Raw genomic sequence first — 12959 nt, 5'->3', positions numbered from 1 at the left:
TGACAAAAGCCGGGGAAACCCGGCTTTTTCTTTATGCCCCTCTCAAGCCCCGGCAAACAGGGGGGCCTTTTGTTTCAGGCGCGGAAACATAAAATCGTTAAAGGCCCGCACACGTGGTGTGGCCTTAAGATCGCGATGCATCAGCATCCAGAGATCGTTATCAAGCCCGTCTACCGGATCGCCAATCACAGCGATATTGGCAAATGCTGCAACCAGAAAAGCAGGCAAAACCGCAAAACCGCCTCCGGCATCAACGAGGCGCGCCACATTCAGCAATGAGTTGCTGCGCAACGCGACATGCTGATCCGCAAAATGTTTGTCGCGCCAGCGCGCAGCCTTGATATGGGCAAGCGTCTCGTCACAGGTAATCCAGGGACCTTTGGCCGGATCATCCAGCCCCGACGGACCACAGATCACCGAGCGGATCGGGGCGATTTTGCGCCCGACCAGATTTTCATTGGGCGCGTTGCTGGGCCGGATCGCGATATCGGCATCATGGCGGTTCAGATCATAGAACCGGTTATCGGTAACGACCTGAAGGGTGATTTCCGGATAAGCCTTCCCAAAGGCAGCAAGATCATCAGCCAGCACCGCATGCAACAGCGTATCGGTCGTGGTCAGGCGCAAAATCCCCGACGGCCGGATATCCTGCCCGGCAAGTTTGCGGGCCAGTACGGCCATTTCGGCTTCGAGTGTTTCAGCGGTTTCAATCGCTGCCTGTCCGGTACTGGTGGGTTGATAGTCGCCCTGAAGACGCTCAAAAAGCGGTGTCCCCAACCGGGTTTCAATATCGGCGATCCGGCGAAACAGCGTCGAATGATGGATGCCGGTTTGCTTTGCAGCCTGCGTAATGCTGCGCGCACGCGCGATCGCCAGCACCAGTTTCAGGTCATCCCATTCGAGCATTCGCACAACTCTCCCTTGGCCCCTACCCAATCATTCGCATTATTGCACACATTGTTCGAATTTTCCCAAATTTACGTCGTACCATTGCACATCAATACTGATCCCATCAGTCAACGATATTCCAGATGGAGATTGGAAGATGACCAGAACGATTACCCGTGATGAACTCAAGGCCGTGCTTGGCAGTGCAAACGCACCGGTCCTGATCGAAGCGCTTCCGGCGCGTTACTATGTTGATGCGCATCTGCCCGGTGCAATCAACATTCCCCATGATGCCATTGACGAAAATGTCAAAACCATCCTGCCCGATCCTGATGCACCGATTGTGGTCTATTGCGCCAACGGCCCGTGCAAGAATTCCGGCATTGCCCAGATGGCTCTGAGCAAGCTGGGCTATAGCAATGTTCGTGATTATCACGATGGCAAACAGGATTGGCGCGAAGCCGGTCTTCCGCTTCAGGGTCAGGGCGTGCTTGCAGTCACTGCCTGACCTGTCCCGCGCTGGACAAAACCTGAAACCAAAACGGGCCGATCCAGTATCGGCCCGTTTTGGCATGGATATTTGTTAACTGGTCTGGCCAGTTTATTTGGCAAACGCCTTTTTCATGCGTTCAATCGCAGCCGCCATTTTTTCTTCCTGCTTGCAGAAGCAGAACCGCACAAAATGACGCACACCGCCATCTTCGCCCTGATAGAAGGCCGAAACAGGGATGGCAACCACGCCTGCTTCCTTGATCATGATCTGGCAGAACTCGACATCGTCGCAGTCATAGCCAAGCGGTCGGAAATCGCAGGTAATGAAATAGGTGCCCTGGGAATCGAGAACATCAAAGCCGACTTCCTTGAGTCCCTTCATCAGGAAATCACGCTTGGCCTGCATTTCCGCGGTAAAGGTTTCGAAATATTCGTCATCCTTGTTCAGGCCATAAGCCACACCATGCTGCAATGCCGGCGGCACGGTAAAGACAAGGAACTGATGCGCTTTCTTGATCGGCTCCATCAGTTTTGCACAGGCTGTGATATAGCCGATTTTCCAGCCGGTCAGCGAGAATGTCTTGCCCGCCGATCCGATACGCACGGTGCGATCATGCATGCCGGGGAAAGTCATCAGCGGTTTGTGCTTGCGACCGTCAAAGACAATATGCTCGTAAACCTCGTCACACAGCGCGATCACGTCATGCTTGATGCAAAGATCTGCGATGAATTGCAGCTCGTCATCACCATAGACCTTTGAACACGGATTCTGCGGCGAGTTGATCAGGATCAGCTTGGTCTTTTCGCTAAACGCTGCGGCCAGTTCCTCGCGCGGCAATTCCCAGTGCGGCGGAGTGACGCGCACCAGTTTGGGAATACCACCCGCAAGCTTCACCATGGGAAGATAGCTGTCATAAAGCGGTTCAATCAGGATGACCTCGTCGCCCGGCGCCACCAGACCAAGGATCACATCCGCCAGCCCCTCGGTCGCGCCAACGGCAACCAGCACTTCTTTCTTGGGATCAACCTCGATGCCATAGAAACGCTTGTTATGGTCAGCAACCGCCTGAAGCAGTTCCGGTACACCGGCAAGGGGCGGATACTGGTTGGACAGTTCCATGGTTGCCTTGGCAGCCGCTTCGCGGATATCGGCCGGGCCGTCCGTATCGGGTGCGCCCTGCCCCAGATTGATGGCCTGATGCTTCTGGGCCAGTTCGTTCATCACTTCAAAGATCGTGATCCCGCCCGAGGCGAAAAGTGGGTTGCCGACAAATTCGGTCATGAGGCGTCCTTTATATTATATGCGTTCACCGGATGGTGGCCTCCGGCTTTTCCCCGACCCGTTGGGCCATATTGTTGTAAATCTGTGCCGTACTATAATCGCGCGGGCATGGTTTGTTCGAGTCTATAAATCAAACAGATCGATTCACACCCATTTGGCAAATATCTGCGAACGAAATCACTCTTTTGCAGCAAATTCTGTCGCATGCGATCCTTTGAGCGTAGGGTCAGAAGCAATCCGGATCACACTGCCTGCCTTCAATGCAGCGCATTTGCATAATTTTTAATCATTTTGCCTAAAACTCAATCACCCTCGCCCCAGAAAATCTCAAAAGTTTCATGGGTTTTGCTGGGTTTTCGCGCAAAGAATCCTTAGAATGCCATCGCGGATCAAACTTGGCATGGTCCGTGCAACAGACACCGTGCGAAGCATTACGCTTTCCGAGTTCTACGCAACTCTCGCAAAAAGCAGAGGGCGCTTAATGAAAAAGATCGAAGCCATCATCAAGCCATTCAAGCTTGACGAGGTAAAAGAGGCCCTTCAAGAGATCGGCCTCAAAGGGATTACCGTTACCGAAGCCAAAGGTTTCGGACGTCAGAAAGGCCACACGGAGCTGTATCGCGGCGCCGAGTATGTTGTGGACTTTTTGCCGAAGGTAAAGCTGGAAATCGTCGTTGAGGACACGCTGGTTGAGCGTGCGATTGAGGCAATCCAGCAAGCCGCTCATACCGGCCGTATCGGCGACGGTAAAATTTTCGTTTCCTCACTTGAGGACGCGATCCGTATTCGTACCGGTGAACGGGGCAACGACGCGATCTGATCGGTCTTGCCTGTCATTGAACACCGTACGGTAACTAATTATGAGTTTTAAAGGGTTGCATCATGTCTGACGCTGCTTCTGTACTTAATCTGATCAAAGAAAAAGGCATCCAGTTTGTTGATCTGCGCTTTACCGATTCCAAAGGTAAATGGCAGCATACCGCGCAGGATATCTGCACGATCGACGAGGACGTCTTTGTTGACGGCATCATGTTCGACGGTTCGTCGATCGCCGGCTGGAAAGAAATCAACGAATCCGACATGATCCTTATGCCGGATCCGTCGACCGCCGTTGTTGATCCGTTCACCGCACAGCCGACCCTGATCATCGTTTGTGACGTTATCGAACCGGCCACCGGCCAGGGTTACGAGCGTTGCCCGCGTTCGACCGCGAAACGCGCACTGGCATACATGAAATCCGCTGGTATCGGCGACACCGCATATTTCGGCGCAGAGCCGGAATTCTTCATGTTTGACGACGTTCGCTGGACCACCGCTGGCGAAGGCATGGGCTACCAGCTCGACTCCGAAGAAGGTCCGTACAACACCGGCACCGAATTCGAAGGCGGCAACCGCGGCCACCGTCCGGGTCCGAAGGGCGGCTACTTCCCGGTACAGCCGGTTGACTCGGCAAACGACATTCGTGCCGAAATGGTCAACTACATCAACGAAATGGGCGTGCGTTGCGAAAAGCACCACCACGAAGTTGCTCCGTCGCAGCACGAACTGGGTATCGCTTTTGGCACCCTGATCGAACATGCCGACGCTGTTCAGATCTACAAATACTGCATCCACATGGTTGCACACCAGTATGGCAAAACCGCAACCTTCATGCCGAAGCCGGTCTTCGGTGACAACGGTTCGGGCATGCATACCCACCAGTCGATCTGGCACGAAGGCAAACCGCTGTTCGCTGGTAACGGCTATGCGGATCTTTCTGAAACCGCTCTGTACTACATTGGCGGTATCATCAAGCACGCCAAGGCACTGAACGCTTTCACCAACCCGACGACCAACTCCTACAAGCGTCTGGTCCCGGGCTTCGAAGCTCCGGTTCTGCTGGCTTACTCTGCACGTAACCGTTCTGCATCCTGCCGTATCCCGTACACCGCGTCCCCGAAAGGCAAACGCGTCGAGATCCGCTTCCCGGATGCCCTTGCCAACCCGTATCTCGCATTCTCTGCAATGCTGATGGCTGGCCTTGACGGTATCGAGAACAAGATCCATCCGGGCGAAGCAATGGACAAGAACCTCTATGACCTTCCGCCGGAAGAGCTCAAAGAAGTTCCGACCGTTTGCCGCTCGCTGCACGAAGCTCTCGACAACCTCGACGCAGACCGCGACTTCCTGAAAAAAGGCGACGTTATGACCGACGATCTGATCGACGCATACATCGCCCTGAAAATGGAAGAAGTCATCCGCTTCGAACAGTCGCCGCATCCGGTCGAATTCGACATGTACTACAGCGGCTAATTCCTTTCACCGAAAGGAAGATGCATTCGGAAACGCCCGGCCTTCTGGCCGGGCGTTTTCTTTTTTGGGTTTAAACAGTTTGATTACCCTTGTTAGACTAGGCTCTCCCTACCCAAACGAGCGGGAAGAAAACAAATCCAATGCCCGGAAACAGCTCAACCAACAGTTTCTCAGCAAAGCGAAACAGGCAAAAAGCTGACAAGCTTGCCCGCGCAGCCGAAACAGCCCTTTCGGCTGGCAACATTGCGAGTGCACTTGGCTCTGCCCAGCAGGCGCTTGGAGTTGTTCCGGACCATGCGCCTGCCCTGTTCGTGATGGCGCGGATTAATCGCGCGACTGATAACCTCCCGGAAGCTGCGCGGTTGCTGCAAACCGCCTGCAACAGTCCGGATGCTATTGTCGGCTATTTCCATGAGCTGGCTGGCGTGCTTGGCGCTTTGGGGAAATTTGATCTGGTCCAGCAGATCCTGTTTGCCGCCTTGCGTCGCTTTCCAACCGACGGACCAACCTATCGCGAACTTGGCGTCATTCTTGTGCAAAGGGAATATGACAGTCAGGGGGTCGAGATACTTAGAAAGGCTGTTCAGTTTAACAAGAATGACTGGGCCAGCTTTCATAATCTTGGCTCGGCACTCATCAAGACAGGGCGGGACGAGGAAGCACTTGAATACTTGGAGCAGGCCGCCAAAATCGCCGCAGATGATCCCGGATGTCTGGAACGCACATTAATTTCAATAGGCGAAGCAAAACGCCATTTGGGGGACCTGAAAGGTGCTGCTGATTTTTTCCGCAAGGTGCTTGAGGTCAACCCGAATTCCGGACGGGCCTGGCATGACCTTTCTGACGTGATCACGTTCACGCCCGATGACGAGGCAGATATCAGCACAATGAACAGCATCCTGTCGCAAAAGACGAAGACACTGGCGAAAGTGGACAGGGAAATGATCGGCTTTGCCCTGGGCAAGGCCTATATGGACTTTGGCGATCCAAAGCAGGCCATCGCACATCTTGATCAAGCCAATGCCCTGCGACGTTCCGACTTTGCCTATGACCCGATCAAGAAATCCGGATATGATTCAAAGACCACCTGCGATCGTGTTAACGCGATTGCCGATTTCTTCCCGGCCGCGTTGTTTGAAAACCTTCCCGAGGAAACTGGCAATGTGCCACACCATGCCTTTATTGTCGGCATGCCGCGTTCGGGAAGTACATTGACCGAACAAATCCTGACGAGCCATCCCGCAGCTCTGCCGACCGGCGAATTGCGCAGCTTTCCAAAGTTCAAGGACCGGCTGTTCGGCCCCCTGTTCCCGAGCCAACCGGAAGACCATGCAAAACTGGCATCCGGGGAACTTCTGAACCAGTTGCATACGGCATATCGCGATGACGTTCTTTGCACTTACCCGTCTGCGCCCAACACAAAGGTGGTAATCGACAAGATGCTCGGAAACTTTTCCTGGGCCGGCTTGATCTTGCTTTCAATTCCTGGGGCCAAGATTATCCATTGTCGACGCAATCCGGTTGATACATGCCTGTCATGCTATTCCAAGCGATTTGCCAACTTGCAGGTCTATACCTGCAATCAAACAGAGCTTGGCGAGTTTTATCGGGCCTATGAAGACCTGATGGCTCATTGGCGTAAAGTCCTCCCCAAGGACCGCTTCATTGAGATCAACTATGAAGACCTGGTTTCAGACCCCGAGCCGCAATCCCGTCGCTTGATCGAATTTCTGGGCTTACCATGGGACGAAACTGTTCTCGATTTCCAGAATGCAAAACGGTCGGTTCGTACTGCCAGTGCGACGCAGGTACGTCAGAACCTTTATCAAACCAGTGTTGAACGCTGGAAACCGTATGCGCCTTATATTCAGCCATTATTGCATGCACTTGGCATCGAACATCAGGACCGAGAGATTTGATGAATTCCACCTCAGACCTGTCACCCGATAACGTTCTGAAACGGGCGCAAACATTGTGGGAGAAGGGTAAACACAAGCAAGCCCATGACATCTGCGCGCAATCCTTGCGCAGCAATCCCAGCCACGGGCCGCTACTGTACTTTTTTGCAGGTGTACTGGAAGCCATGGGCAACGAGTTCGGCGCGCTAAAGCATCTGGAGTTTGCCTGCAAGGCACCTGATCCGCAAAACCGATACTTCCTTGATCTGGCAAAACTCCTGATCAAACGGAACATGAATCTGGAAGCCCAGAATGTTCTTAATATCGCGATGAAACGCGATCCAGCTGATACCGAGATACAGGCACAACTTGCAAGTATCTTGATACTCAATGGCTTTTTTGATCAAGGAACAAGGCTTTTCAGTCATGCTCTGTCACAATCGCCGTCCGACTGGAAAAAATGGAACCTGTTTGCCTATTCGGTTGCCAATTCGAAACGCCCTGCGCAGGCATTGGAGCTTTATGACCGGGCACTTGAAACTGCATCGGACACTAGCAAAGTCACCTTGGTGCCATCCCCGCATGATTTGGCCAATATCCTTGTCAACAAGGCAGACCACCTCAAAACCATCGGGGATAAAAAGGGCTGCGAGGCCACTATTCGTGCAGCCATTGGTCATTCCCGATATTTCACGCGTGCATGGTTGGAACTGGCATCACTCAAGGCCTTCGAGGATGACGATTTTGCTGCCGTTGAAAAGATGATCCGGTCTGAAAAATCAAAGCTGTCAAAGACCGATCTCCAACATCTGCATTACGCACTTGGTCTGGCCTATATGACGCGTGGCGATGGCAAGACCGCCATGGATCATTATTTCACCGCCAACCGGTATCAACGCGAACAGATTGACTATAACGAGGAAAGCACACTTGGTTTCCTCAAAAAACTGCCAGATTTCTTTACGCCCGAAAGTATCGCGCGGAACACCCTGCGCGAAACCGGGGACGAGCAGCAATTCATCTTCATCGTCGGTATGCCGCGCAGCGGATCGAGCCTGCTTGAACAGATTTTGGACAGCCACACGGATGCCTTCGGGGTTGGTGAAATCCGGACACTTCCCAATCTGTTGAAACGCGCCTATGGCGATGCCTTTCCATCTCTGCCAGCCCATGAAAAGCTTCTGGCCGATCCCAAACGCCTTGCGATGTTTGCCAAGGCCTACCGCGATGAAGTTCTTCGTATGTTGCCTCCCGAAGCGATACGCGATGGCAATCCCCCGCGCTATATCGTCGACAAGATGCTCGGGAACTTTGTTTCTGTCGGGTTGATCGCAATGGCTTTTCCCAATTCAAAGATCATCCATTCGCGGCGCGATCCGCTTGATACCGGTTTTTCGTGCTTTACCCATTTCTTTGGTGACGGTCACAAATATCTTTGTGACCTTCGCGAGATTGGGCATTTCTATCTCGCCTATCGTGATCTGATGACACACTGGGAAAAGACGCTGCACCCCGATCAATTGATTACGATCGACTATGAAAAGGTCATCGCCGACCTTGATCACGAAGCCCGCCGTCTGATCAATTTCCTTGATCTTGAATGGCAGGATGCGTGCCTGAGATTCTATGACAATAAACGCGAAGTGCGCACCCATAGCGCCCTTGAAGTGCGCCAACCGGTCTATCAAAGCAGTGTTGAACGATGGCGCCCGTACCAGAAGGAACTTGCCCCTCTAATCGAGGCGCTTGGCATAAAGCCTGACTGATTCTTCAGGAAATTTCTTTCCTTTAGGCCGGATTTGCCTTCGTAACGGCCCGCAATGACCGGACATGCGGGTGCGCATCAGTCGTCCTGATGAAGTTCGGGTTCCAGATCCGGTGTGTAAAGGCAATATTGCGCCTTGCCTGCTGATTTGGCCTGATACATTGCCTTGTCAGCGCGTCTGAGCTGCTCGCTCATATCGCAATTACCACCATCAAAGACCGAAACCCCGATGGAGGCCGAAACCCCGCAATCTTCGCCTTTCCAGAGGAAGGGCTGGCTAAGCTCCCTGAGGATTGCATCGGCGATCTCACCCATTTCCCTGGCACCGCCCTTGTTGATGAACAGCATGGTGAATTCGTCGCCGCCAAGACGGGCGACTTCCTCGGCCCGGCGCCCTGCACGCTTCAGCCTTTTTGACGTTTCCGTCAGCAGCCAGTCCCCTGCCGCATGCCCCTTGGTATCATTGAGATTCTTGAACCCGTCCAGATCAAGAATGAAGATCGAGGCCGGCGTATTGGTCCCGCGCAGAACCGTTTCGCACTGATCAAGTTTTTGCATGAAACGCGCCCGGTTGGCCAATCCGGTCAGCTCATCATTATTGGCCTTGTTTTGCAGCTCGCGGGCGGCGTGCTTTTGTTTGGTGATGTCGCTCGTCCACCACAACACGGTGTCTTCACCCTCGAACGACAGCGGTTCCAGCGAAGTCTTGAGCCATTTCGCTTCGGCCATGTTCGGGCGGCGCAGCCTGATTTCAACATCATGGAGCTCGCCGATCATATCCATATCTTGAAGAGACTGCTTGCGATAGCGTTCCGACAACAAAATGGAATCCGTTGGTTCCTTTTCGTCCTTGATGTCGAGCATCTTGGCAAATGTGCTGTTAAAGAACCGGAAGACACCTGTTTCGCGACTGGAAATCCCCACTCCTACAGGCGCACTTTCCAGAAGCCCTGTCAGGCGCTGCGCAGCTTCGGCAACTTCGGCCTGGGCCTTTTTCAGACTGGTGACATCAACAAGCGATCCGATGGTGCCTGCAATACTGCCGCTTGGTCCCTTAAGGCTCGAGACGGCAAACAGGGCTGATCGTTCCTCGTCATCAAGGACAAAGCTGATCTCGTCGCGCACCTGTCCTTCAGCAATCAGAAGCGGCTTTTCATGGGCGGAAATCGTTTTGGCAAGACTGTCCGGGGCGATTTCGATCAGCTTCTTGCCAATCACATCCCCGACCGCATGGCCGAAAAGTTCGGCAAACACAGCGTTGCAGCGCGTGATCACGCCATCAAGATTTTTCAGATAGACCGGTATCGGCAGCACGTCGATCAGATGCTGGATAAAAATCTTGTGGTCGGCCAGCGCGCGGGCAAGTTCCTGCGCCTTGCCACTATCTCGCAGAACCAGCGCGATGGTCTCGCCAGGCCCGACATCGCAATGCCAGGAAAACAGGGTCTTTTCAAGTCGAACACCGGGCAAATCCGCCCGCGTCCCGGATGAAATGGCCCCAAGCGCCTGACGAACAGCGCCAACCGGATCCCCGTCAGAAAACTCGCCATTCTTTGCAAGATAGGCCAGAAACTGTTTGATCTCGGTCCCGGTGCGTAAAACCGTCCTAGCCGCGGCAAACTGCTTTTCTGCAGCCGGATTGACATGAACGATTTTCAGATCGTTCTTATCTAGAAAGACAAGGCTATCACGCGACAACGCCGCGGTCGCCACAACATCTACACTGACAGACAATACACCCCGCGCACCGCTTTGCAGTGCACTCCCTTGGCTATGTTATCATTGATGTCCCAAATCAGACCTGATTGACCGGTCTTGTTTTATATGAGCAACAGCAATTACATATCCTTGAGGATAAGTCATGATTTTTCTCACATGACCGGCGATTGAAAATCCCCTCCCCCCAGATGTTTATGTGTGTTACTTCGCCGGTACCGGCAAATCGATATAACCACGATCAATGCAATGTTCGAGTTCGCGCGCCGCAGCAAGCATTTCCTGATAGGTTTCACGCAAATGTTTGAGCTTTGCCAGTTCTTCTTCGGTCGGGTGTCGTTCGGTGCGATCCGCACTTAGCTTGAACGCGTATTTCAGGTAGTCGGCACGCAAGCGGGCAACCGTAATCATCAACGGCACGGCATTTTCAACCGACATATCCGGGATCGCCGGGCTGATGATTTCATGGTTAATCTCGCGCAGGACGTGCTCCATGCCCATCATGAAACGGCTTTTGCTGCGGTTTTGATCCTGTGTCATGCCCTTTACTCCTACACCATAAGGGACTGAATTCTTACGATAGTATCACGCGGGAAAGTAAAAACACCTATAACAGTTTGCTACCCGAAATGCCCATGCGACAAATTCACAAGTTACCCGGAAACATGATCGCAACTTGCAGGCAGGCGTCAACCGCGCTAGAGGATGAGGCAATGATTTTTCAAACACAGGAATTCGATCATGGAAGCACGCGTCAAGTGGCTTGAAAACCTTACTTTCACGGGCACCAGCGGCACCGGACACGGGGTTGTCATGGATGGCAACAAGGACACCGGCTTTGGCCCAAGTCCGATGGAGATGCTGCTTTTGGGGCTTGGCGGCTGTTCATCGATCGACGTGGTTCACATTCTGCAAAAAGGCCGCGAGAACGTTCAGGATGTTGAGACAGAGGTCAAGGCAGAACGCGCGGAAACCGATCCCAAGGTCTTCACCAAAATTCACCTGCATTTCAAGGTAAAGGGCGAAAACCTTAATGAAACCAAGGTTGGTCGCGCGGTCGAACTTTCGGCCGAGAAATATTGCTCGGCCTCGATCATGCTCTCAAAGGCTGCCGAAGTAACCCATAGCTGGGAAGTGATCGAATAAACTGGCAGCCCGCAGGCTTTGGCCGGTCATGATGTATGCTTGAAAAAGCGGTCTGTCGCCAGACCGCTTTTTTGTTGCTCGCACCACGGGACCACACGCGCTAACATCACGCGCAAAACGATATCGAATACAATCCCTTGCACCAACCAATATGGAGCCTCCCCATGGTCACACGACGGACAATCCGTACCGGACTGACTTCTTTTGTACTGGGCACCCTGTTGGCTATCGGTGCCTGTTCAGAATCGGATGCGCAGCATGCACCATCGGGCAATGCGATAAGCGCTCCGGTCAGGGGAACCTCGTTTGACGCCTATGTGCAATCAACACGCACACAGCTTTACGATATTCTGTCCAAAGGGCGTTATGCATCGGAAACCAAACCATTTGGCGATTATGACATTGATCAGGTCGTCGATATGCGAAGCCCCTATAGTATCGCACCGGATCAAGCTGCATGTGATGCGGCAGGAGGTGATCTTGTTCATGGCGAGAAGGTTGGTTTTCTTGCCGTTCACGGCCTTACCGACAGCCCCTACTGGCTGAGCGACGTTCGCGATCAGCTTCGCATGCGGTTCCCTTGCGCAACATTTAATGGCGTGCTGTTGCCCGGACATGGAACAACCCCGGGCGATCTGATTGATGTCAGCTATCAGGACTGGCTTGATACCGTACGATTTGGCATCGACGCCTTCGGGGATGATATCGAACATATCATTCCGATTGGCTATTCGATGGGGGCAGCCCTGATCGGGCGCGACATTTCCGCCCGTGGCACGGATGAACGCATCAGTGCCATGATCATGCTGTCTCCCGGTTTTGAGGCCAAAAGCGAGATGGCCTGGCTCACCCCCTATGTGCGCTATTTCAAGGATTGGGTCGGTCAGGATCCCGAAAGCGATCCGGCCAAATATGGCTCCATGGCGATGAATGCAGCAGCAGAGTTTCATCTGGTTACCGAACCCTATCGGGATGGTTCGTTGCCCACATCAACGACCCCGGTCTTTATCGCCATCAGCTCCGATGATCAGACAGTCAATCCATTGGCCGCTGTGGATTATTTCTGCAGCAAGGTGAATTCCGGCATCAAAAAAATGATCTGGTATCAGGGCGAGATCAACGAGCTTTCCGGACATCCGAGATGCGATAATATCGACATTATCAGTTCGTCAAATGATGACATGCGCACCATCAATCACGCCCATACCGCGATAACCATGAGCCCGGATAACCCTGTCTATGGCCTCAACGGCACCATTCGCGATTGCGGTCATTATGATGATCCCGCAGAACATGAAGCCTGCGAAACAGGCAGCGACACCGTCTATGGCGAACGCAATCTGCTGCAATCTGCAACCGCTGGCACATTGCGACGCGGGACGTTCAATCCGGATTTCCCCAACATGATCGAAATGATGGCGGCTTTTATTGTTGCATCGCTTGGTGGCGGTCAAACCCCCGCTGCACAATAAAGTCGCCT

Annotated in this window: 11 protein-coding genes; 7 read left to right on the top strand and 4 right to left on the bottom strand. The window is 53.2% G+C overall.

What is annotated here, in order from left to right:
- Nucleotides 1-42 precede the first annotated feature (42 nt).
- Entirely contained in the window at nucleotides 43-906 is an 864-nt protein-coding gene (locus WA318_RS16400; RefSeq protein WP_336082840.1) for a LysR family transcriptional regulator, read from the bottom strand.
- A gap of 139 nt (nucleotides 907-1045) precedes the next feature.
- Here WA318_RS16400 and WA318_RS16395 point away from each other — a divergent pair, with 139 nt between their 5' ends.
- Complete coding sequence (locus tag WA318_RS16395) at nucleotides 1046-1396, top strand: rhodanese-like domain-containing protein (RefSeq protein WP_336082838.1); 351 nt, start codon at nucleotides 1046-1048, stop codon at nucleotides 1394-1396.
- A 93-nt stretch (nucleotides 1397-1489) separates the two neighbouring features.
- Here WA318_RS16395 and WA318_RS16390 read toward each other — a convergent pair whose 3' ends face one another.
- Complete coding sequence (locus tag WA318_RS16390) at nucleotides 1490-2662, bottom strand: aminotransferase (protein ID WP_336082835.1); 1173 nt, start codon at nucleotides 2660-2662, stop codon at nucleotides 1490-1492.
- Nucleotides 2663-3143: 481 nt separating this feature from the next.
- Here WA318_RS16390 and WA318_RS16385 point away from each other — a divergent pair, with 481 nt between their 5' ends.
- The 4 genes from WA318_RS16385 to WA318_RS16370 all read left to right on the top strand — a co-directional run bounded on the left by WA318_RS16385 (nucleotide 3144) and on the right by WA318_RS16370 (nucleotide 8618).
- The gene (locus WA318_RS16385) at nucleotides 3144-3482 is read left to right on the top strand and encodes a P-II family nitrogen regulator (RefSeq protein ID WP_007091888.1); all 339 of its coding nucleotides are present in this window, start codon (nucleotides 3144-3146) and stop codon (nucleotides 3480-3482) included.
- A 62-nt stretch (nucleotides 3483-3544) separates the two neighbouring features.
- Nucleotides 3545-4954, top strand: a complete 1410-nt coding sequence (gene glnA, locus WA318_RS16380) for a type I glutamate--ammonia ligase (protein ID WP_336082828.1) — start codon at nucleotides 3545-3547, stop codon at nucleotides 4952-4954.
- A 140-nt stretch (nucleotides 4955-5094) separates the two neighbouring features.
- Entirely contained in the window at nucleotides 5095-6873 is a 1779-nt protein-coding gene (locus WA318_RS16375; RefSeq protein WP_336082826.1) for a tetratricopeptide repeat-containing sulfotransferase family protein, read from the top strand.
- Nucleotides 6873-8618 (top strand): tetratricopeptide repeat-containing sulfotransferase family protein, encoded by a 1746-nt coding sequence (locus WA318_RS16370; RefSeq protein WP_336082824.1) that lies wholly within the window; start codon nucleotides 6873-6875, stop codon nucleotides 8616-8618. The genes WA318_RS16375 and WA318_RS16370 overlap by 1 nt, the downstream gene beginning before the upstream one ends.
- Nucleotides 8619-8695: 77 nt before the next feature.
- On the opposite strand, the gene WA318_RS16365 is transcribed toward WA318_RS16370, so the two are convergent.
- Nucleotides 8696-10351 (bottom strand): diguanylate cyclase domain-containing protein, encoded by a 1656-nt coding sequence (locus tag WA318_RS16365; protein ID WP_258548815.1) that lies wholly within the window; start codon nucleotides 10349-10351, stop codon nucleotides 8696-8698.
- Nucleotides 10352-10537: 186 nt separating this feature from the next.
- On the bottom strand, nucleotides 10538-10873 hold the full coding sequence (locus WA318_RS16360; protein WP_114100058.1) for a hypothetical protein: 336 nt from the start codon (nucleotides 10871-10873) through the stop codon (nucleotides 10538-10540).
- Nucleotides 10874-11074: 201 nt separating this feature from the next.
- Between WA318_RS16360 and WA318_RS16355 the strand changes: the two genes are divergently transcribed.
- Both WA318_RS16355 and WA318_RS16350 read left to right on the top strand, forming a co-directional pair.
- Entirely contained in the window at nucleotides 11075-11479 is a 405-nt protein-coding gene (locus WA318_RS16355) for an OsmC family protein (RefSeq protein ID WP_114100057.1), read from the top strand.
- 164 nt (nucleotides 11480-11643) lie between these two features.
- Nucleotides 11644-12951: an alpha/beta hydrolase gene (locus WA318_RS16350; protein WP_336082821.1), complete on the top strand. Its 1308-nt coding sequence runs from the start codon at nucleotides 11644-11646 to the stop codon at nucleotides 12949-12951.
- The last annotated feature ends 8 nt before the right edge of the window (nucleotides 12952-12959 follow it).

The organism is Thalassospira sp. CH_XMU1448-2 (genome assembly GCF_037027285.1).
GTDB classification, from domain to species: domain Bacteria; phylum Pseudomonadota; class Alphaproteobacteria; order Rhodospirillales; family Thalassospiraceae; genus Thalassospira; species Thalassospira profundimaris_C.
The sequence above is the reverse complement of the archived record's forward strand: the minus strand, read 5'-3'. Positions and strand labels throughout refer to the sequence as shown.

Bases quoted from the DNA above. Each gene is read 5' to 3' on its own strand.
- WA318_RS16375 (WP_336082826.1), top strand. From the start codon at position 5,095: ATGCCCGGAAACAGCTCAACCAACAGTTTCTCAGCAAAGCGAAACAGG.
- WA318_RS16400 (WP_336082840.1), bottom strand. From the start codon at position 906: ATGCTCGAATGGGATGACCTGAAACTGGTGCTGGCGATCGCGCGTGCG.
- WA318_RS16360 (WP_114100058.1), bottom strand. From the start codon at position 10,873: ATGACACAGGATCAAAACCGCAGCAAAAGCCGTTTCATGATGGGCATG.
- WA318_RS16390 (WP_336082835.1), bottom strand. From the start codon at position 2,662: ATGACCGAATTTGTCGGCAACCCACTTTTCGCCTCGGGCGGGATCACG.
- WA318_RS16355 (WP_114100057.1), top strand. From the start codon at position 11,075: ATGGAAGCACGCGTCAAGTGGCTTGAAAACCTTACTTTCACGGGCACC.
- glnA (WP_336082828.1), top strand. From the start codon at position 3,545: ATGTCTGACGCTGCTTCTGTACTTAATCTGATCAAAGAAAAAGGCATC.
- WA318_RS16385 (WP_007091888.1), top strand. From the start codon at position 3,144: ATGAAAAAGATCGAAGCCATCATCAAGCCATTCAAGCTTGACGAGGTA.
- WA318_RS16350 (WP_336082821.1), top strand. From the start codon at position 11,644: ATGGTCACACGACGGACAATCCGTACCGGACTGACTTCTTTTGTACTG.
- WA318_RS16370 (WP_336082824.1), top strand. From the start codon at position 6,873: ATGAATTCCACCTCAGACCTGTCACCCGATAACGTTCTGAAACGGGCG.
- WA318_RS16395 (WP_336082838.1), top strand. From the start codon at position 1,046: ATGACCAGAACGATTACCCGTGATGAACTCAAGGCCGTGCTTGGCAGT.